The organism is Enterobacter sp. YSU, assembly GCF_016082135.1.
Lineage (GTDB): Bacteria > Pseudomonadota > Gammaproteobacteria > Enterobacterales > Enterobacteriaceae > Enterobacter > Enterobacter hormaechei_C.
Window position 1 is genome coordinate 2,653,167 of record NZ_CP059487.1, and the last position, 19,138, is coordinate 2,672,304.

The window sequence follows — 19,138 nt, forward strand, 5'->3', positions numbered from 1 at the left end:
ATACAGCATCAATCTTCCAGAGAATACGGTAGCGGCTCAATGCTGAGCGTGTTTGCATCATCCCGCACGCGGAACACGCTGTCGGGCTCCATATCATTATTCATGACAACCTGCACCAGCAGGCGGCCATCATCGAGCTGGACGGCGGCTAACACGGTGCCGGTACGGCGCCAGTTTTCGCCCATCTTCATCTCAAGATCTTCACCCGCTTCCGGCACACGGCTGGCGTGACCAGCCAGTGTCCACAGGGCGCGTTTGTTCGCGCCGCGGAATTTCGCACGCGCCACCATTTCCTGACCGGTGTAGCAGCCCTTCTTAAAGCTGATACCACCCAGCGCCTGGATGTTTGTCGCCTGCGGGATAAACTGCGCGCTGTTTGCCGCGTCAATCACCGGCAGGCCCGCTTCGATGTTCAGCGCCAGCCACTGCTGGCTGTTGTTGAACTGTGCTTCACCGCGCAGGGCGTCAGTGACGCGTTCCGCCGTTGCTTCGTCGGTTACCAGCAGGAAGCGCTCCGCCGGGTGTTCGAACCACAGAATGGAGGTCGCTCCCTCGCTGACCAGCTGTTTTTCAGCATCCGGCAGCTCGGCAAACAGGTTTTTCAGCGCTGCACGCGCCTGGAAACCCGCGACCCCCAGCAGAACGTGTTCATCGTCCGGGGCGATGGTGACTTTAGAAAAGACCGCGTATTTTTTCAGCTCTTTAAGCTGGGCGTCACGCAGGCTGCGGCGCTCAATAAAGGCGAATCCGTCCTGACGGCGGAACAGACGCAGGTTGCTCCACATTTTGCCTTTTGGATCGCAATGCGCGGCCAGCAGATGCTGGTGCTCAGTCAACTGCGCCACGTCCGCCGTGACCTGGCCTTGCAGGTATTTTTCACTGTCCGCACCAGTCAGTGTCGCCAGTGCCCAGTCATCAAGAGTAATCAGCGTCAGCGGCAGACGCGCAGAGGCGGCGGGCTGGCGAGGAGAAAATGGTGTAAATGCCATAGTGATGTCCTGAATTGCTTAACGCTTTGATAATACCTAATGGTAAAAGAGACTGTATTCAATGCAAGCGCTTTCAGCAGGCCATTCGTGCCATTACGCGGTTATGCGTGGCGCTACGCAAATATAGTGTAATCCGCTGTCTTTATAAGGATTATTCAGGGAGCCTGCTCGAGGTTCGCAATATTCCAGTAAAGAAACGGTCAAAAACACGTTACACTAGCAGGTGTTCCCGAAGAGCAATAATGAATACCAAACGGGATACCGACTGTGCCAAACGTAATGCAGGAAACAGAACATGGATATTAACAACAAGGCCCGTATTCACTGGGCGTGCCGTCGCGGCATGCGTGAACTTGATATCTCCATCATGCCTTTCTTCGAGTATGAGTACGACAGCTTAAGCGATGACGATAAGCGCCTGTTTGTCCGTCTGCTTGAGTCTGACGATCCGGATTTATTCAACTGGCTGATGAATCACGGCAAGCCCGCCGACACCGAGTTGCAACGGATGGTGCAATTAATTCAAACACGGAATCAGGAACGTGGTCCTGTGGCAATCTGATCTTCGCGTCTCGTGGCGCTCACAGTGGATGTCCTTACTGCTCCACGGGCTGGTGGCGGCACTGGTGTTATTGGTGCCGTGGCCGCTTAGCTATACCCCTCTGTGGTTGCTATTGCTGTCGTTTGTGGTGTTTGACAGCGTGCGCAGCCAGCGTCGAATCAACGCCCGTCAGGGTGAAATTAAGCTGCTGATGGATTCTCGCCTGCGCTGGCAGGGAAAAGAGTGGGAGATGATGGGGACGCCGTGGATGCTTAATACCGGGATGATGCTACGGCTGCGTCGGGTCGAGGATAACCGTCGCCAGCACCTGTGGCTGGCCGCAGACAGTATGGATCCTGCGGAGTGGCGAGATCTGCGCCGGTTGATCGTGCAACAGCCGACGCAGGAGTAAATCAGCTGAACTGCTCGGCCATCTCACCCAGAATCTGCTCGCACCAGCTCTGGAGGCGCTCGTCGCTAAGATCGTACTGGTTGGTTTCATCCAGCGCGAGCCCGACAAACAGCTGACCGTCGGCAATAATCGGTTTTTGACTGGTGAACTCATAGCCTTCCGTAGGCCAGTAGCCGATAAAGGTCGCGCCCTTTGGCGCCAGTTTGTCGTGCAGCATGCCGAGTGCGTCAAGGAACCACTCCCCGTAGCCCAACTGGTCGCCCATGCCGTACATCGCAATGATTTTGCCTTCAAAATTGACTGAATCGAGCTGATCCCAGATGGCTTCCCAGTCTTCCTGAATCTCACCAAAGTCCCAGGTAGGGATACCCAGAATCAGCACATCGTACTGCTCCATCAAGGCAACCGCGTCATCTTTCAGGTTATGCAGCGTCACCAGTTCCGGGCCAATGATGTCACGAATTTTCTCCGCCGCCATTTCGGTGTAGCAGGTGCTGGAACCATAGAACAGACCAATATTCATCGCGTAACTATCTCAATTCTTGCTATGACTTTGCGCGTAGTGTACCAGAAACCGATGGCAATCAGGCATAATGGCCAGATTGCAGAACCAAAGGGGCTGATGTGGAAAAGGATCTCGCACTCATCGAACAGTTTCTCGACGCGCTGTGGCTGGAGAAAAACCTCGCTGAAAATACGCTCAGCGCCTATCGTCGGGATCTCACGCTGCTGGTCGAGTGGCTGGCACATCGTGGGCTGACGCTTGAAAGCGCGCAAAGCGATGACCTGCAAGGGTTACTGGCTGAGCGGATGGAAGGGGGGTACAAAGCCACCAGCTCTGCACGTCTGCTGAGCGCCATGCGCCGCCTGTTCCAGCACCTGTACCGCGAGAAGATCCGCGCGGATGACCCCAGCGCACTGCTGGCATCGCCTAAACTGCCTCAGCGGCTGCCAAAAGATCTCAGCGAAGCACAAGTTGAGAGATTATTACAGTCGCCCGCAGTTGACCTTCCGCTGGAGTTACGCGATAAAGCCATGCTTGAACTATTGTATGCCACGGGCTTGCGCGTTTCCGAGCTGGTGGGCCTGACGATGAGCGATATCAGCCTGCGTCAGGGCGTGGTGCGCGTTATCGGTAAAGGGAACAAAGAACGGCTGGTGCCGCTGGGTGAAGAGGCGGTCTACTGGCTGGAGACGTATCTGGACCACGGGCGTCCGTGGCTGCTGAACGGCGTCTCCATAGATGTATTGTTCCCGAGCCAGCGCGCGCAGCAGATGACGCGACAAACGTTCTGGCATCGCATTAAACATTACGCCACACTGGCGGGTATTGACAGTGAGAAGCTGTCGCCGCACGTTTTGCGTCACGCCTTCGCGACGCATCTGTTAAACCACGGCGCTGATTTACGCGTGGTGCAGATGTTGCTTGGACACAGCGATCTTTCAACGACGCAAATATACACCCATGTCGCGACGGAACGCCTGCGGCAGCTACACCAACAGCACCACCCTCGCGCGTGAGTGCCGACGAATTGTTACAGGAACAAATATGAAAAAGTCTTTAGCGCTGTTCACCCTGCTGGCAGCTTCGGTTTCCGGTTTTGCCCATGCGGACGATGCCGCCATTAAACAGTCTCTGACGAAACTCGGCGTCGCCAGCAGCGAGATCCAGCCAGCGCCGGTGGCTGGCATGAAAACGGTGCTGACCAACAGCGGCGTGCTGTACGTGACCGAAGACGGCAAGCACATCATTCAGGGGCCTATGTACGACGTGAGCGGCGCGCAGCCGGTGAACGTCACTAACCAGCTACTGATGAAAAACCTGAACGCGCTCGAAAAAGAGATGATTGTCTACAAAGCGGCGCAGGAAAAGCACGTTATTACCGTCTTCACCGACATCACCTGCGGCTACTGCCACAAGCTGCATGAAGAGATGAAAGACTACAACGCGCTGGGCATTACCGTGCGTTACCTGGCTTTCCCACGTGCCGGCGTGCAGAGCCAGCCTGAGCAGGATATGAAAGCGATCTGGTGTGCGAAAGACCGCAACAAGGCCTTTGATGACGCGATGAACGGCAAAGGCGTGAAGCCCGCGTCCTGCGATATCGACATCGCTAACCACTACGCGCTGGGCGTACAGTTTGGCGTGAGCGGTACGCCAGCCATTGTGCTGAGTAACGGCTACGTGGTGCCGGGCTACCAGGGGCCAAAAGAGATGAAAGCGTTCCTCGACGAGCACCAGAAACAGATGGGTGGTAAATAATTCGCGTGAAAGCCCCGATAAAACTGCGCCGCCGCGATGCGGGTGAAACCGCGGATTTACCAGACACGCTTCCGCTGCTGTTAAAGCGGCTGTACGCCAGCCGTGGCGTGCGTACGGCAAGCGATCTTGAGCGCAGCGTCAAAGGCATGCTGCCCTGGCAAGCGCTGAGTGGCATCGAAAAAGCGACTGAAATGCTCTACGACGCGTTCCGGGAAGGCACGCGGATTGTCGTGGTGGGCGATTTCGATGCCGACGGCGCAACCAGTACCGCGCTGAGCGTGCTCAGCCTGCGTGCGCTGGGCTGCGATAACGTGACTTACCTGGTGCCGAACCGGTTTGAAGACGGCTACGGCCTCAGCCCGGAAGTGGTCGATCAGGCCCACGCCCGTGGCGCACAGATGATCATGACCGTGGATAACGGGATCTCTTCTCATGCGGGGGTCGATCATGCCCATGCGCTGGGGATCCCGGTACTGGTCACCGATCACCACCTGCCAGGAGAAACTCTGCCTGCCGCCGAAGCCATCATTAACCCGAACCTGCGCGACTGCGATTTCCCGTCGAAATCGCTGGCCGGAGTAGGGGTGGCGTTTTATCTGATGCTGGCATTACGCACGTTGCTGCGAGATAAGGGCTGGTTCGAATCGCGCGGAATTGCCGTGCCGAACCTCGCGGAGTATCTCGATCTGGTGGCGCTGGGAACCGTGGCGGACGTGGTGCCACTCGATACCAATAACCGTATTCTCACCTGGCAGGGCTTAAGCCGCATTCGGGCAGGTAAATGCCGTCCGGGGATTAAGGCGCTGCTGGAAATTGCCAACCGCGATCCGCTGAAGCTTGCGGCAAGCGATTTAGGCTTTGCCCTCGGCCCGCGCCTGAACGCGGCGGGGCGGCTGGATGATATGTCGGTTGGCGTTGCGCTGCTGCTGTGCGACAACATCGGCGAAGCGCGCGTGCTGGCCAGTGAGCTGGACGCACTCAACCAGACCCGTAAAGAGATTGAGCAGGGCATGCAGGCCGAAGCGCTGACCCTGTGCGAAAAGCTGGAGCGCAGCGGCGATACCCTGCCGGGCGGGCTGGCGATGTATCACCCCGAATGGCACCAGGGCGTGGTGGGCATTCTGGCGTCGCGCATTAAAGAGCGTTTCCACCGCCCGGTGATCGCGTTCGCCCCCGCCGGGGACGGCACGCTGAAAGGCTCCGGTCGTTCCATTCAGGGTCTGCATATGCGCGATGCGCTGGAGCGTCTGGATACGCTGCATCCGAACCTGATGATTAAGTTCGGCGGTCACGCGATGGCGGCAGGCCTGTCGCTGGAAGAGGCGAAGTTCGACGAATTCCAGCGTCTGTTTGGCGAACTGGTCACCGAGTGGATCGATCCGGCTCTGTTGCAGGGTGAAGTGGTTTCTGACGGTGAGCTTTCACCGGCTGAAATGACCATGGAGGTGGCGCAGATGCTGCGCGATGCCGGCCCGTGGGGGCAGATGTTCCCGGAGCCGCTTTTCGACGGACGTTTTCGTTTGCTGCAACAGCGCATCGTGGGCGAACGCCATCTCAAAGTGATGGTGGAACCGGTCGGCGGCGGACCGCTGCTCGACGGCATCGCCTTTAACGTTGATACCTCCATCTGGCCGGACAACGGCGTGCGCGAGGTTGAGCTGGCCTATAAGCTGGATATTAACGAGTTCCGCGGTAACCGCTCCCTTCAGATCATCATCGACAATATCTGGCCAATTTAGCGTCAGTAATCTCTATAAAAAAGGGCGTGGATTCGGTACAATCCCGCTCTTATCACCGCATTTTGACAAGCTCATAAAAGAAAACAGACCATGTTTGAAATTAATCCGGTAAAAAACCGCATTCAGGACCTCACGGAGCGCTCTGACGTTCTTAGGGGGTATCTTTGACTACGATGCCAAGAAAGAGCGTCTCGAAGAAGTAAACGCCGAGCTGGAACAGCCGGACGTCTGGAACGAACCTGAGCGCGCTCAGGCGCTGGGTAAAGAGCGTTCCTCCCTCGAAGCCATCGTAGATACGCTGGATCAAATGGCGCAGGGTCTGGAAGATGTTTCTGGGCTGCTGGAGCTGGCTGTCGAAGCCGACGACGAAGAAACCTTTAACGAAGCCGTGGCAGAGCTCGACGTGCTGGAAGAGAAGCTGGCGCAGCTGGAATTCCGTCGCATGTTCTCCGGCGAATACGATAGCGCTGACTGCTATCTCGATATTCAGGCAGGTTCTGGCGGTACCGAAGCGCAGGACTGGGCGAGCATGCTGATGCGCATGTACCTGCGCTGGGCGGAAGCGCGCGGTTTCAAAACCGAGATTATCGAAGAGTCCGAAGGTGAAGTGGCGGGTATCAAATCCGTCACCATCAAGATTATTGGCGATTACGCTTACGGCTGGCTGCGTACCGAGACCGGCGTTCACCGCCTGGTGCGTAAGAGCCCGTTCGATTCCGGCGGCCGTCGTCACACCTCCTTCAGCTCCGCGTTTGTCTACCCGGAAGTCGATGAAGATATCGATATCGACATCAACCCGGCGGACCTGCGTATCGACGTTTACCGCGCATCCGGCGCGGGTGGTCAGCACGTTAACCGTACGGAATCTGCGGTGCGTATTACCCACATTCCAACCGGGCTGGTAACACAGTGCCAGAACGACCGTTCCCAGCATAAGAACAAAGACCAGGCCATGAAGCAGATGAAAGCGAAGCTTTATGAGCTGGAGATGCAGAAGAAAAATGCTGAGAAGCAGGCGATGGAAGACAACAAGTCCGATATCGGCTGGGGCAGCCAGATCCGTTCTTACGTCCTTGATGACTCCCGCATCAAAGACCTGCGTACCGGGGTTGAAACCCGCAACACGCAGGCGGTGCTGGACGGCAGCCTGGACCAATTTATCGAAGCAAGTTTGAAAGCAGGGTTATGAGGAACCAACATGTCTGAACAACAAGCACAGGGCGCTGACGCGGTAGTCGATCTTAACAACGAACTGAAAACCCGCCGCGAGAAGCTGGCAGCGCTGCGCGAGCAGGGCGTGCCGTTCCCGAACGATTTTCGTCGTGACCACACCTCAGACCAACTGCACGCAGACTTCGACGGTAAAGAGAACGAAGAGCTGGAAGCGCTGAACGTTGAAGTGTCCGTGGCGGGCCGCATGATGACCCGTCGTATCATGGGTAAAGCGTCCTTCGTGACCTTACAGGACGTTGGCGGCCGCATTCAGCTGTACGTCTCTCGTGACGACCTGCCGGAAGGCATCTACAACGAGCAGTTCAAAAAGTGGGACCTCGGCGATATCCTGGGCGCTAAAGGTAAACTGTTCAAAACCAAGACCGGTGAACTGTCTATCCACTGCACCGAACTGCGTCTGCTGACCAAAGCCCTGCGCCCGCTGCCGGACAAGTTCCACGGTTTGCAGGATCAGGAAGCGCGCTATCGTCAGCGTTACCTGGATCTCATCTCTAACGATGAATCCCGTAAGACCTTCAAAATTCGCTCCCAGATCATGGCCGGTATTCGCCAGTTCATGGTTAACCGCGACTTTATGGAAGTAGAAACCCCGATGATGCAGGTGATCCCAGGCGGTGCCTCTGCCCGTCCGTTCATCACCCATCACAACGCCCTGGACCTGGACATGTACCTGCGTATCGCGCCGGAACTGTACCTGAAGCGTCTGGTGGTCGGCGGTTTCGACCGTGTGTTTGAGATCAACCGTAACTTCCGTAACGAAGGTATCTCCGTACGTCATAACCCAGAGTTCACCATGATGGAACTCTATATGGCGTATGCGGATTACAAAGATCTGATCGAGCTGACTGAATCCTTGTTCCGCACCCTGGCGCAGGACATTCTGGGCACCACCCAGGTGCCTTACGGTGAAGAGGTGTTCGACTTCGGCAAGCCGTTCGAAAAACTGACCATGCGCGAAGCGATCAAGAAATACCGTCCGGAAACCAACATGGCGGATCTGGATAACTTCGACTCTGCGAAAGCGATCGCTGAAAGCATCGGTATTAAGGTTGAGAAGAGCTGGGGCCTGGGTCGTATCGTGACCGAGATCTTCGAAGAAGTGGCCGAAGCGCATCTGATTCAGCCGACCTTCATCACTGAATACCCGGCGGAGGTGTCTCCCCTGGCGCGTCGTAATGACGAGAACCCGGAAATCACTGACCGCTTCGAATTCTTCATCGGTGGCCGCGAAATCGGTAACGGCTTTAGCGAGCTGAACGATGCAGAAGATCAGGCGCAGCGCTTCCAGGATCAGGTTAACGCGAAAGCGGCAGGCGACGACGAAGCGATGTTCTTCGACGAAGACTACGTGACCGCGCTGGAGCACGGTCTGCCGCCGACGGCTGGCCTGGGTATTGGTATCGACCGTATGGTGATGCTGTTCACCAACAGCCACACCATCCGCGACGTGATCCTGTTCCCGGCGATGCGTCCGGTGAAATAAGCCGTTAAGACGTAAAAAAAGCCCCGTGCGTTTATCGCCGGGGCTTTTTTATTGCGCCGCGAAGGCGCTGAGTTTTTCACGCGCGGTGTTCGCTTCCTGCACCATCCACGGGCTAAATGCCCACGGTGTGGCGTCCAGCGCGCGGAATAGCGCGTCCAGCTCCACCCACTGATACTCCATCACTTCATCGTCATTGATTGCGAGGGTATTCGTTACGCGGGCGGCATAGACCGGGCAGATTTCGTTTTCAACGATCCCTGACGGGTCGGCTTCACGGTAGCGGAACTCCGGGGCAATGGGGGTGATGTCTGTGATTTCGGCGCCGACTTCAAAGCGGCAGCGGCGGATAATCGCCTGCTCTGTCGCTTCGTCGGCCTGTGGATGGCCGCAAACGGAGTTGGTCCATACGCCGGGCCAGGCTTTTTTACTTAATGCGCGCCGGGTGATCAGACATTCTCCGTTAGCGTTAAACAGCCATGAAGAGAAGGCCAGGTGTAGCGGGGTGTGTGACGTGTGCGCGGCGTACTTCTCCTGAGTGCCAATCACCTTTCCCTGGTCATTTACCAAAATAACGTGTTCTTGAATACTCATTGATGCTCCAGTGCCAAAATGCTTAATGGTTCAGCACCATCAGCGGAATTATTATACTGCATTCTTATGCGAACGGTTTGGCCCACAGAGCGGAAAAGGGCATGACCCGCATCAGTTTGGGCTGCTATCATAGTGCGCCATTCACGCTGACCGAGGAGCTGTTTTGTTTGCAGGAAGCCTGACGAGAAACCCGATCATTGCCGTTTTCTGCCTGACGCTGACGCTACTTGTAGCAGGATGCTCGGGGAGTAAATCTTCGGATATGGGCAGTTATTCCGGTGCAGTCTATACCGTTAAGCGCGGGGACACGCTCTACCGCATCTCACGCGCCACGGGAACCAGCGTGAAGGAGCTGGCGCGCCTGAATAATATCTCTCCACCTTATACTATTGAGGTAGGGCAGAAGCTCAAGGTTAACGGCGGTTCCTCCTCAGGGAAAAAGTCCTCAACGCGTAAAACAGCCAAAGTCACGCCATCCTATCAGGTGCCTAAATCATCCTGGCCGCCGGTCGGTCAGCGCTGCTGGATCTGGCCTGCAAGCGGAAAAGTGGTTGCGCCGTACTCGCTCTCGGAAGGTGGCAATAAAGGTATTGATATCGCTGCCGCACGCGGCACACCGGTTTACGCTTCAGGGGCCGGGAAGGTGGTCTATGTCGGTAACCAGCTTCGTGGATACGGTAACCTGATCATGATTAAGCATGGTGAGGACTACATTACGGCGTATGCGCATAACGACACGATGCTGGTCAATAACGGGCAGAACGTGAAGGCGGGGCAGAAGATTGCGACCATGGGCAGTACCGGGACGGATACGGTGAAGCTGCACTTCCAGATCCGCTATAAGGCTACAGCCATCGATCCGCAGCGTTATCTTCCGGCGCAGGGCAGTAAGCCGAAGTGTTAAGTGATTATTTAATCGCCACTTAGTGGGGTAAAGGCTTGTATGAAGAGGCGTAAGGTCTATAATGCCTTACGCACCTCAAAGCGGGCGTAGTTCAATGGTAGAACGAGAGCTTCCCAAGCTCTATACGAGGGTTCGATTCCCTTCGCCCGCTCCAGATCTCTCCCCTCGTACGAACGCCTTAAAATCATTCTCTATCAGCAGCTTAAATAATTATCTGTTTTAGCCGCCTATGAGTTATGCCATCGTGATCCGCCCTTGGTAACTGTCACGCTAAGTTACATGGTGAGAAGACAAGATAACTCAGCGTTGGTGTCAGTTGCATCCTCACATCGCGATAGCAAAACGTGAAGAAAAAACCACCCTGGTATTGTTATGTCATCGACAGACTGCTCAGACGCATTTAAGCCCGATGTGCGGCCTTATGAGCCACGTAATAACCATAACTACAAACGACCTGTAGGCTTTATCAACGTTTCAGCCACGCTCCCGCAAGGGTACACGGTTATCCTGATAAGGTGTGATCCCTCGGACGGTCTGATGTTGTCGCTTAACGGCTCCGCTTGTTGCTGTATCACCAACGGGGAGTAGTGTTTGCACCGTCACTGTGTTTAATAAATGGCTAATGTTCGCGTATAGACTATTTCGACTTATGTTTTTACGATGTAGATAAATCATACAAGGAGGATAGTTTATGAGCGCATATGCAGAGGAAGGAACATTGCGCCGGATGACCTTAGGCGAGATTGCAATGGCTCGCAGAGTGTTCGGTGATTCGATAGTGTATAGCCGTGTCTGGATTCATTGCGACAGCTATTTACCGTTCGGCCTCCAGAAACAGAACTACGCGATGACTCCCAACGGGGAGTTGTGGTACAGAAAACAGATGTACAGGGAAGACTTTTCCGCAAACTCGGTTTTTGTTGAAGATAAATATGTTTTCATCCATGAATTGGGGCATGTCTGGCAACACCAACACGGGCAATGGGTGAGAATGCGGGGTGCGTTTAGCTGGGCTGCTGAATATACCTACAGGCTGGATAAAGAAAAGCTCACTGATTACTCTCTTGAGCAGCAAGCCTCTATTTTAGCTGATTACTGGTTACTGCTGGTTTATGGGATTAGTAAGTGGTCTTATTATCAAAGGCCTGGGCGCATGGGGATGTACAGAGGCGTAGATAAGTTGCAGGATGTCCCTTCGCTTTACCAAAAAATCGTAACAGGGAAGGGGTGTTAAACATGAAGAACAAAATGTTGCTGGGTGTTGTATTCCTCTTGACGGGATGCCCTGGGCCTGGTGATCGAATGGTAGATCGTGAATCTACAACGGCATTTATCAAAGATAATCAAGTTTGTGTGGTGTCACCACTGGAGCCACAGGAACGGATCACTGCTATCCAAATCAACAGTGATAATAGCGACTCTCTTCACAAGATTTTTGATGACAAGCCCGTGTATGTTCAAAAGGGCGGGTGTCTTCCTGTGTTCGGATTTAAGTTTACACCTGGAGAGCGGTATAACTTCGCGTATGACGTCCAATCTTATAAATCAGGGTCACATTTAGTCACTGCTGAATTTTCTTATCCCAAAGAATAAGGGGCTGAACGCCCCATATTCTTAACGGCGTGTAAACGCCAACCTGAGCCCTAATCCAATGAATGTTACACCAACAATTCTATCCAGTATTTTCTGCAACCTTCTGTTTTGCGAAACGGTTCCAGCTGCACTACCTGCAAGTACGGCGAACGTTAAATCAGTCATAAAAGCGATCAATGCGTAGGTCATACCCAGGAGTAGAAAAGAAGCTGTCTGGTGCTCGCTTCCAGGCGCAACGAATTGAGGGAAAAAGGAGATGAAGAATAACAGTACCTTCGGGTTGGTTAAGGTAGTTATGAAACCTTTAGTAAGTAGACTCGTCAGAGTCGCTTTTGCCTTAACGCTTTCAGCTTCGTTGTGATTAGTGGTTTGCTTTGTCAGCGTTCCCCAAATCATCTTACTACCGAGATACATCAGATAAGCCGCACCGAGAGACTTAATGATGGTGAACATCATCGGAGATGCTGTTATCAACGCGGTTAATCCCACAGCGCTTGCAATTGCATGTGTGCAACTACCTAATGCTACTCCAGCGGCAGAGATAATTCCCGCTCGTCTTCCATTAACCACGCTTTGACCTACCACGTAGGCTATATCAGGCCCAGGTGTAACGGAAAGGAGAAATACAGACAGGGCGAAAAGCCCAAAATGAGTTATGTCCAGCATAGCTATCTCCGGAAAAAATTAAGCACCTCCATGCTAACACTGAATTTTTATGCGTAAAGGGTGATTTGCTATGCTTTTAATCTTCTTCTGCTAAACGACGAATCACCCATGGCATAACACGCTAAGTTGCACATTTCCTGTACCCTGGATACCCTGAGATTAATCCTAATAACTCAAGGGTGAGTATGGCTACCGGGAAGAGAAAGAACCAAAAGGAATCACCTGAAGAAGAGTTAGATCGCTTGCTGAATGAGCTTGAACTCACAGAGGAGCAACGGGAGTTTATCGAATCCATGCGGGAGGATAAGGGCGATCCCAGTAGTGAGTAACGCTTGCCTTCAGCCGAACGAATACGAATGGCCGCATAACGGCATTGTAAAGATCTTTTCTCCTCACGAGGGCTTTCCGTCAGCGTCGATGGCTCAGCGTACCGTGCCAGAAATTGTCCTGAAATGATGCGGTATTCAGACCGGATCGGACTACTATTCATTATGATTTATCAATGCATTATACCCTGACCATGTGCATGTAAAATCGCGGAGCCGGGAGAGTTGACGGCAATGTAAAAGAAATCATGAGGAAAGAAATATGGCTGCTACAAACGGTATGATTGATACTGATGACGCTGTAATTTTACTCATCGACCATCAGAGTGGCTTATTCAACACGGTACGTGATGTGCCTGTACCAGACCTTCGTAATTATGTGACAGCGATAGCCAAAGTTGCCACGCTTTTAAATATCCCGGTGATCACCACGGCCTCTGTTCCTGACGGTCCCAATGGCCCGCTCATCCCGGAAATTCACAAATATGCACCCCATGCCGTGTATGTTCCACGCACCGGGCAGATTAATACCTGGGATAATCCGGCGTTTGTGAAGGAAGTGGAAAAGACGGGCAGAAAGACCCTGATTATTGCCGGCACGCTCACCAGCGTCTGCATGGCGTTCCCTGCGGTTAGCGCTGTCCAGGAGGGGTATAAGGTTTACTGTGTTGTGGATGCCTCGGGGAACTGGTCCAAAATCGCGACCGATACCACCATCGCGCGCGTGGCTCAGGCGGGGGCGATCCCTACCGATACGTTTGCCATTGTCGCTGAATTAATGAGAACCTGGAACCGCGCGGAAGGTTCTCGCTTTGCTGAGATCCTGGCAGAGCATGTCTGTCCGGAATATAAGTGCCTGATTGAAAGTTTCGGCAAAGCTCAGGAAATTGCCAGAACGGGCCCGGAAACCAATCTGGAGCATTATAAGTAAGGCAGGATAAACCTGAACAAAATTCCTGGATTTTATCGTCCTGTACCTGAACGTATTACAGGTGCAGGACGTAGCGGCGCCTTATTCCGGACGTCGCTGAATTGTCAGAGATATTAAGAGGGGCTGAACCGCGCATAATTTAAAATTAAACCCTCTTCCTTTTTACGTCATCAGGCGCCCCTGTTATATCTGTCGGCAAATTTTTTATTTCCCGGATCGCAGATGAAAACACGACTCCTCCTGTGCGCGGGCTTATTTGCCGCCTCCAGTGCCCATGCCAGCGCCCTCTATTTTTATGAAGCCGGCACCGAAGATACCGCGCTTGCCGGAGCAGGGCAGGCGGCTCGTGCGCAGGACGCCTCGACAATCATGACCAACCCTGCTGGCATGACGCGCCTGCCGGATCATATGGTCACTGGCGGGTTACAGGTTATGGATGGCTCCATCGACAACCAGCTGGATAACCATGCCCATCAAAGCCCCGGCGACGTGATGAAAACCATCCCGAATGCCAGCGCCTTTTATAGCCAGAAGATAAACGACGATCTTTATGCCGGGATCGGGCTTTACGGTAATTACGGTCTGGGGATCGATTACGGTAGCTGGGCGGGCGACAGGCTGATTAAAAAGAGTACCCTGGTTGCAATGACGCTCAGTCCGTCACTGGCATACAAGCTCACCGACCGACTCTCAATAGGGGCGTCCGCCAACGTTAATTACGGTTATTTCTCGCTGACCCGCAACGTTAATGATAATGACTATCGGCAGCATGATGAGGACTGGGCCATGAGCTATCGGCTTGGGCTACTCATGCAACTGACCGACCAGACGCGAGCCGGTATTACATGGAACAGCGAGACGAACTATCGCTACTCTGTTAACGGCAAAGCTCGAGTACAGAATGGTGCCTACGACCTCCCGGTGTCGGCACAAATCAGCGCGCCGCAGCAAATCATGCTCAGTCTTGTGCATGATATTAACCCTCGGTGGTCGGTTATGGGCGATCTCGGCTGGCAGGACTGGAGCCAGTTCGGTGCCCCGCAAATCGTCGTTGGGGATCGGCAACTGAACAACGTCAGCCGCCTGAAGGATACGTGGCACGGCGCGGTGGGCGTGCAGTATCGTCCAACACCTCAGTGGCGACTGAATACCGGTGTGGCGTTCGACAGCTCGCCGTATGAGAGTCAGAGTGATGTGGCCTTAACTTTACCCACCGGGGATGAGTGGCGATTTGGCACGGGAGCCCAGTATCAGATCACCCCGGCCAGCAATATTGGTATTGCCGTGTCGTATCTTCATATGCAGTCGTCGCATGTGAAATCCCCGACGGCGTTTGCCGGAAGTTACGATCATCCTTATCTTTGGTTTGCCAGCGTCAACTACAGCTATCAGTTTTGATCGGCTAACCGCTTAAAATATATGGTCTATAATGGCAGATATTGAATGTCAGAAGGTTGTACCATGCATATTTTACCGCCTGTTCGACCCGAAAAATCCATCGAAAGACTGACCGCCATCCTTGAGCCGATAGCGGAGAAAGTGCACGTTGTTCCGCGTAAGCGACTCACCTGGTTACGGAAGGGGAAACAGCAGATGTACCTCTTTCTGGAAGGAGAGCTGTCCCTGCTGCGGGCTTCGGATGGACTGGTGGTAGTGACCGTTTACGAGCCGCATTTGTTTGGTATTGCAGAGATGATCCAGCCTACGCAGGGGCACCTTCTCCGTGCTGAAAGAGAGTCGACTATTTTACGTCTCGATGCGGACAAGGCGGCTGAGTTGTTTCGTGCCGAGGGCGTCTGGGAGGATGTCGCCGCGCTGCTCTCATACCATACGGCCTATTTAATATTCCGTGATGCCCAGGTACTCCAGCAGCGTACCTATTCCGTTATTCGTAACCACCTTCAGGAAATGATTTTGCTCCCGGAAGAGACGCGTTTGCGTACCACGATTCTGGAATATATCCAGGATCGTACGCTGCTCTCTCGCAGCAGTATACTCAATGTATTATCTGCCCTTAAGCAGGGGGAATATATCGCCTTTAAGCGCGGTGGATATCTGCTTGAGGTCAGACATTTACCCGAGTCATTCTAGCGGAAGTTTAAAATTAAACAGAAATGCAATTAACGCTACCGTTAATTTTCTATATCGTTTGCTTTCTCAGATTTTACATTATCAAGTAAACGGTATATTTATGAAAAAGACAGTTATCGCATTGATTATGGCTAATGCATTTACCGCCACTTCCGCGTTCGCCGCCGCTGATGCGGGCACCTGGTATAGCGGGGCTAAATTCGGCTGGTCTCACTATTTTGATACCGATATGGGTTCAAAAGCGTTTGAGAACACGCATTCCGATCACTTCGATTTTAACCATGATAATGTCGGCGGGGGTGTTTATACGGGTTATCAGATTACCCCATGGCTTGCGGTAGAAGGTGGTTATGATTATTTAGGCAACATGCAGATTAACGGTCAGCATGGCGCCGGGGCGCAAATGAAGACGCAGGGACTGCAAATGTCTCTGAAGGCCAGTTATGCCCTGACCAGTGACTGGGATATTTACGGCCGTGCCGGCGCAATGGGCTATCGCGCTGAATCCGATGTAAGTGGTCACAATCGTTTTGAAACCGGTGTGCGCCCGCTTGCAGCCGTGGGTACTGAATACGCTTTCAATAAAAACTGGGCGGGCCGCCTGGAGTATCAGTGGGTAAGCAACGTGGGCAATGTTAACCAGATCGGCGTGAGCAGCGACCTGAGTTCCGTCACCGCAGGGCTTAGCTATCGCTTTGGTCAGTACGACTGATGCCCGTGATATGCCCATTAATAAAAAACCCGGCTGCTTATATTGCCGGGTTTTTCGTTTTCAGCTGGTAAATAACGGTTCAAGAATGATATGAATATTTTGCAGGCCCGTGACATTATTATCTTTCAGGTATTGCTGATTAACCATATCTAACTGTTCCAGTTTGGTCAGCGAGGCATAGACGCGTTGAACGGCACTGTCCGCAACAAAAATTTCTTTTGCGGTGGTGTCCTGTAGATACTGAGATTTTACGCTGCGCGTTAAGGTCTCGATCTGCTGTTTATTTTTCTGATAAAGAGACGCGATATGCGATATCTGTGCCTGCGGCGGTTTTTCCCCCGGCAACACCAGTGGAATTTGCAGATGATTAATTTTTTCAACATTGTCTGGTTGGGGAGAACTACAGGCTGTTAATGTGCTGAGGGTTAATACAGCGAAAAAGAACGGCAGGCTCTTCATCGAATCACTCCGGGGAAATAACTGGACTCAGCATTATCCCTTAAGGACGCAGTGACGAAAGAATAAACTAATTTATTTATAAACGTTATTTCCATAGGCTAAAGATAAGCCTGGTGATAGCCTCCTTTCCCCCCATGTACCGCCAGCGTGAATATAACTCCTCGAGGAAGTATGAAATTTAAAACTCTCGTTAGTGCGATAGCCGTTGCTGGTCTGCTATTAGTGTCGTTGACCTCATTGCCTGTCCTGGCACAAAAGGAAGGGAAGGGAGCCACTGTCCATACGAAAGAGATGAATGATGCACTTTATGGTCAACTGCCCTTCTTCGATAAGACGGATTTCCGAAATGCGCACAAAGGCTTTATTGCCCCGCTGCCACCCGCGGTGATTAAAGGCGAAAAAGGCGCCGTTATCTGGAACCCCCAGAAATACGCTTTTATCAAAGAAGGGCAAAAAGCGCCGGATACCGTCAACCCGAGCCTGTGGCGTCAGGCGCAGCTGAATAATATTGGCGGTCTGTTTGAGGTCACGGAAGGCGTCTACCAAATCCGTAACCTCGATCTGTCAAATATGACGATTATAGAGGGCAAAGAGGGGATCACGGTTATCGATCCGCTGGTGTCTGCGGAAACGGCCAAAGCGGGCATGGATCTTTACGTTCAACATCGTGGCAAACGCCCGGTTGTTGCCGTTATTTATACCCATAGTCATGTCGATCATTATGGCGGCGTGCGTGGCGTAGTCGATGAAGCGGGAGTGATAACCGGCAAAGTGAAAGTCTATGCTCCAGCAGGTTTTATGGAAGAGGCGGTATCGGAAAATATCATGGCCGGAAATGCCATGAGCCGCCGTGCCAGTTATATCTACGGAAACCTGTTAAAGGCCAATGTAAAAGGTCAGGTAGGGGCGGGTCTGGGGACGACCACCTCAGCCGGGACGGTCACGCTTATCGCGCCCACTCACGCCATTACCGAAGACGGGCAGAAAGAGATCATCGACGGTCTCACCTATGATTTTATGCTGGCGCCGGGGTCGGAAGCGCCGTCTGAAATGCTCTGGTATGTGGAAGAGAAAAAGCTGATTGAAGCAGCAGAGAACGTCACTCACACCCTGCACAATACTTACTCGCTGCGCGGGGCGAAGATACACGATCCGCTGGCATGGTCAAAATACATCAATAACGCCCTCGATCGTTGGGGGGATAAAGCGGAAATTATTATCGCGCAGCACCACTGGCCCACATGGGGTAATAAGAAAGTGGTGAAGCTGATGAAAAGCCAGCGTGATATCTACCGCTATATCAACGACCAGACGCTGAGGCTGGCGAATAAAGGGCTGACGAGGGATGAGATAGCCGCTAATTTCGCCCTGCCTTACGGGCTGGCAAAATCCTGGGCAGGCCGTGGCTATTACGGCTCGGTGAGTAACAATGTCAAAGCCACCTATGTCTACTATCTTGGCTGGTTCGACGGAAATCCGGCGACGCTCAATGAACTGCCTCCGGTCGAGGCAGCGAAAAAATATGTCGATTACATGGGCGGAGCCCGCGCGATCCTTGAAAAAGCCCGGGTTGATTATGCCCGGGGAAATTACCGCTGGGTGGCGCAGGTAGTGAGTAAAGTCGTTTTTGCCGATCCAAATAATAAGGCGGCGCGCGAACTGGAAGCGGACGCGGTTGAACAGCTGGGATACCAGGCCGAGTCAGGACCCTGGCGTAACGCCTACCTCACCGGTGCGCAGGAGTTGCGTAACGGGGTGAAGAGGATGCCGACGCCCAATACCGCCAGCCCGGATGCGGTTCGTGCCATGTCGACTGAGATGATTTTTGACTACTTCGGCGTTCACCTTAACGGCGTCAGAGCTGCGAATGCCAGAGGGATTTTTAACGTTGATCTGGGTCGCGAGGGCGGCAGGTACAAGCTGGAGCTGGAGAATGGCGTGCTGAACCATATCGCCAACGCTCAGGCAGAAGATCCGGATGCAACCATCACGCTCAGCCGCGAAACGCTGAATAAAATCATCCTCAAAGAGACCACGTTGAAAAAGGCGCAACAGGCAGGAGAGGTGACGATCGTCGGCAATGCCGCGAAGGTAAACGAAATGCTACGCTGCATGGAGAGCTTCAGCTTCTGGTTTCCTGTCGTCACCCCTTAAACGTAAAAAGGGCTGCTTTCGCAGCCCTTTAGCATTCGCCTGCAACAATTT

At 53.2% G+C, this 19,138-nt stretch carries 21 protein-coding genes and 1 tRNA gene; 17 read left to right on the forward strand and 5 right to left on the reverse strand.

Translation table 11 applies throughout. The features are described 5' to 3' along the window. Positions 1-8: 8 nt before the first annotated feature. Positions 9-989 carry a tRNA-modifying protein YgfZ gene (ygfZ, locus tag H2Z33_RS12920; protein WP_048219529.1) on the reverse strand — a complete coding sequence of 327 codons (981 nt, stop codon included), beginning with the start codon at positions 987-989 and terminating at the stop codon, positions 9-11. Between the two features lie 295 nt (positions 990-1,284). Here ygfZ and sdhE point away from each other — a divergent pair, with 295 nt between their 5' ends. Both sdhE and H2Z33_RS12930 read left to right on the forward strand, forming a co-directional pair. Beyond that, positions 1,285-1,551, forward strand: a complete 267-nt coding sequence (gene sdhE, locus H2Z33_RS12925) for an FAD assembly factor SdhE (RefSeq protein WP_003863437.1) — start codon at positions 1,285-1,287, stop codon at positions 1,549-1,551. Then, on the forward strand, positions 1,532-1,942 hold the full coding sequence (locus H2Z33_RS12930; protein WP_017382887.1) for a protein YgfX: 411 nt from the start codon (positions 1,532-1,534) through the stop codon (positions 1,940-1,942). The genes sdhE and H2Z33_RS12930 overlap by 20 nt, the downstream gene beginning before the upstream one ends. A 1-nt stretch (position 1,943) precedes the next feature. On the opposite strand, the gene fldB is transcribed toward H2Z33_RS12930, so the two are convergent. After that, entirely contained in the window at positions 1,944-2,465 is a 522-nt protein-coding gene (fldB, locus tag H2Z33_RS12935; RefSeq protein ID WP_015571793.1) for a flavodoxin FldB, read from the reverse strand. A 101-nt stretch (positions 2,466-2,566) separates the two neighbouring features. On the opposite strand from fldB, the gene xerD reads away from it, so the two are divergent. The 5 genes from xerD to lysS all read left to right on the forward strand — a co-directional run bounded on the left by xerD (position 2,567) and on the right by lysS (position 8,660). Continuing rightward, complete coding sequence (gene xerD, locus H2Z33_RS12940; protein ID WP_032669270.1) at positions 2,567-3,463, forward strand: site-specific tyrosine recombinase XerD; 897 nt, start codon at positions 2,567-2,569, stop codon at positions 3,461-3,463. A 28-nt stretch (positions 3,464-3,491) separates the two neighbouring features. Further along, the gene (dsbC, locus tag H2Z33_RS12945) at positions 3,492-4,205 is read left to right on the forward strand and encodes a bifunctional protein-disulfide isomerase/oxidoreductase DsbC (RefSeq protein WP_003863443.1); all 714 of its coding nucleotides are present in this window, start codon (positions 3,492-3,494) and stop codon (positions 4,203-4,205) included. A gap of 5 nt (positions 4,206-4,210) precedes the next feature. Further along, positions 4,211-5,944, forward strand: coding sequence for a single-stranded-DNA-specific exonuclease RecJ (gene recJ / locus H2Z33_RS12950; protein ID WP_017382886.1), 1,734 nt, complete (start codon positions 4,211-4,213; stop codon positions 5,942-5,944). Between the two features lie 90 nt (positions 5,945-6,034). Further along, positions 6,035-7,133, forward strand: a protein-coding gene (gene prfB / locus H2Z33_RS12955; RefSeq protein WP_096147815.1) for a peptide chain release factor 2 whose coding sequence is annotated in 2 segments (ribosomal slippage) — positions 6,035-6,109 and positions 6,111-7,133 — 1,098 coding nt in all. Because the reading frame shifts where the segments join, the coding sequence is not laid out codon by codon here. Between the two features lie 9 nt (positions 7,134-7,142). Further along, positions 7,143-8,660: a lysine--tRNA ligase gene (lysS, locus tag H2Z33_RS12960; RefSeq protein ID WP_003863452.1), complete on the forward strand. Its 1,518-nt coding sequence runs from the start codon at positions 7,143-7,145 to the stop codon at positions 8,658-8,660. A 48-nt stretch (positions 8,661-8,708) separates the two neighbouring features. Here lysS and idi read toward each other — a convergent pair whose 3' ends face one another. Further along, on the reverse strand, positions 8,709-9,251 hold the full coding sequence (gene idi / locus H2Z33_RS12965) for an isopentenyl-diphosphate Delta-isomerase (RefSeq protein WP_003863454.1): 543 nt from the start codon (positions 9,249-9,251) through the stop codon (positions 8,709-8,711). 163 nt (positions 9,252-9,414) lie between these two features. Here idi and actS point away from each other — a divergent pair, with 163 nt between their 5' ends. The 4 genes from actS to H2Z33_RS12985 all read left to right on the forward strand — a co-directional run bounded on the left by actS (position 9,415) and on the right by H2Z33_RS12985 (position 11,748). Then, complete coding sequence (gene actS, locus H2Z33_RS12970) at positions 9,415-10,155, forward strand: amidase activator ActS (protein ID WP_022651807.1); 741 nt, start codon at positions 9,415-9,417, stop codon at positions 10,153-10,155. An 80-nt stretch (positions 10,156-10,235) separates the two neighbouring features. Continuing rightward, positions 10,236-10,309 (forward strand) — tRNA-Gly (locus tag H2Z33_RS12975). A 537-nt stretch (positions 10,310-10,846) separates the two neighbouring features. Continuing rightward, a complete protein-coding gene (locus H2Z33_RS12980; protein ID WP_033487626.1) occupies positions 10,847-11,389 on the forward strand; it encodes a type IV secretion protein Rhs in 543 nt (180 codons plus the stop codon). A 2-nt stretch (positions 11,390-11,391) separates the two neighbouring features. Then, positions 11,392-11,748, forward strand: coding sequence for a putative T6SS immunity periplasmic lipoprotein (locus H2Z33_RS12985; protein WP_063134855.1), 357 nt, complete (start codon positions 11,392-11,394; stop codon positions 11,746-11,748). 21 nt (positions 11,749-11,769) lie between these two features. On the opposite strand, the gene H2Z33_RS12990 is transcribed toward H2Z33_RS12985, so the two are convergent. Beyond that, positions 11,770-12,414, reverse strand: coding sequence for a LysE family translocator (locus H2Z33_RS12990; protein WP_033487624.1), 645 nt, complete (start codon positions 12,412-12,414; stop codon positions 11,770-11,772). Between the two features lie 185 nt (positions 12,415-12,599). On the opposite strand from H2Z33_RS12990, the gene H2Z33_RS12995 reads away from it, so the two are divergent. The 5 genes from H2Z33_RS12995 (at position 12,600) to H2Z33_RS13015 (ending at position 16,474) form a co-directional block, all read left to right on the forward strand. After that, positions 12,600-12,743 (forward strand): hypothetical protein, encoded by a 144-nt coding sequence (locus tag H2Z33_RS12995; protein WP_032654893.1) that lies wholly within the window; start codon positions 12,600-12,602, stop codon positions 12,741-12,743. Positions 12,744-13,002: 259 nt separating this feature from the next. After that, complete coding sequence (locus H2Z33_RS13000; RefSeq protein WP_023295377.1) at positions 13,003-13,671, forward strand: isochorismatase family protein; 669 nt, start codon at positions 13,003-13,005, stop codon at positions 13,669-13,671. A gap of 222 nt (positions 13,672-13,893) precedes the next feature. After that, entirely contained in the window at positions 13,894-15,069 is a 1,176-nt protein-coding gene (locus H2Z33_RS13005; protein ID WP_063134856.1) for an OmpP1/FadL family transporter, read from the forward strand. A 63-nt stretch (positions 15,070-15,132) separates the two neighbouring features. After that, a complete protein-coding gene (locus H2Z33_RS13010; protein WP_015571785.1) occupies positions 15,133-15,762 on the forward strand; it encodes a winged helix-turn-helix transcriptional regulator in 630 nt (209 codons plus the stop codon). 100 nt (positions 15,763-15,862) lie between these two features. Then, on the forward strand, positions 15,863-16,474 hold the full coding sequence (locus tag H2Z33_RS13015) for an outer membrane beta-barrel protein (protein ID WP_047057545.1): 612 nt from the start codon (positions 15,863-15,865) through the stop codon (positions 16,472-16,474). A gap of 60 nt (positions 16,475-16,534) precedes the next feature. Here H2Z33_RS13015 and H2Z33_RS13020 read toward each other — a convergent pair whose 3' ends face one another. Beyond that, on the reverse strand, positions 16,535-16,933 hold the full coding sequence (locus tag H2Z33_RS13020) for a hypothetical protein (RefSeq protein ID WP_058689560.1): 399 nt from the start codon (positions 16,931-16,933) through the stop codon (positions 16,535-16,537). A 171-nt stretch (positions 16,934-17,104) separates the two neighbouring features. Between H2Z33_RS13020 and H2Z33_RS13025 the strand changes: the two genes are divergently transcribed. Beyond that, positions 17,105-19,087: an alkyl/aryl-sulfatase gene (locus H2Z33_RS13025; protein ID WP_048973793.1), complete on the forward strand. Its 1,983-nt coding sequence runs from the start codon at positions 17,105-17,107 to the stop codon at positions 19,085-19,087. Positions 19,088-19,138 lie beyond the last annotated feature (51 nt).

Coding starts and splice junctions, on each gene's coding strand:
- ygfZ (WP_048219529.1), bottom strand. CDS start 989: ATGGCATTTACACCATTTTCTCCTCGCCAGCCCGCCGCCTCTGCGCGT.
- sdhE (WP_003863437.1), top strand. CDS start 1,285: ATGGATATTAACAACAAGGCCCGTATTCACTGGGCGTGCCGTCGCGGC.
- fldB (WP_015571793.1), bottom strand. CDS start 2,465: ATGAATATTGGTCTGTTCTATGGTTCCAGCACCTGCTACACCGAAATG.
- dsbC (WP_003863443.1), top strand. CDS start 3,492: ATGAAAAAGTCTTTAGCGCTGTTCACCCTGCTGGCAGCTTCGGTTTCC.
- lysS (WP_003863452.1), top strand. CDS start 7,143: ATGTCTGAACAACAAGCACAGGGCGCTGACGCGGTAGTCGATCTTAAC.
- idi (WP_003863454.1), bottom strand. CDS start 9,251: ATGAGTATTCAAGAACACGTTATTTTGGTAAATGACCAGGGAAAGGTG.
- H2Z33_RS12980 (WP_033487626.1), top strand. CDS start 10,847: ATGAGCGCATATGCAGAGGAAGGAACATTGCGCCGGATGACCTTAGGC.
- H2Z33_RS12985 (WP_063134855.1), top strand. CDS start 11,392: ATGAAGAACAAAATGTTGCTGGGTGTTGTATTCCTCTTGACGGGATGC.
- H2Z33_RS12990 (WP_033487624.1), bottom strand. CDS start 12,414: ATGCTGGACATAACTCATTTTGGGCTTTTCGCCCTGTCTGTATTTCTC.
- H2Z33_RS12995 (WP_032654893.1), top strand. CDS start 12,600: ATGGCTACCGGGAAGAGAAAGAACCAAAAGGAATCACCTGAAGAAGAG.
- H2Z33_RS13000 (WP_023295377.1), top strand. CDS start 13,003: ATGGCTGCTACAAACGGTATGATTGATACTGATGACGCTGTAATTTTA.
- H2Z33_RS13005 (WP_063134856.1), top strand. CDS start 13,894: ATGAAAACACGACTCCTCCTGTGCGCGGGCTTATTTGCCGCCTCCAGT.
- H2Z33_RS13010 (WP_015571785.1), top strand. CDS start 15,133: ATGCATATTTTACCGCCTGTTCGACCCGAAAAATCCATCGAAAGACTG.
- H2Z33_RS13015 (WP_047057545.1), top strand. CDS start 15,863: ATGAAAAAGACAGTTATCGCATTGATTATGGCTAATGCATTTACCGCC.
- H2Z33_RS13020 (WP_058689560.1), bottom strand. CDS start 16,933: ATGAAGAGCCTGCCGTTCTTTTTCGCTGTATTAACCCTCAGCACATTA.
- H2Z33_RS13025 (WP_048973793.1), top strand. CDS start 17,105: ATGAAATTTAAAACTCTCGTTAGTGCGATAGCCGTTGCTGGTCTGCTA.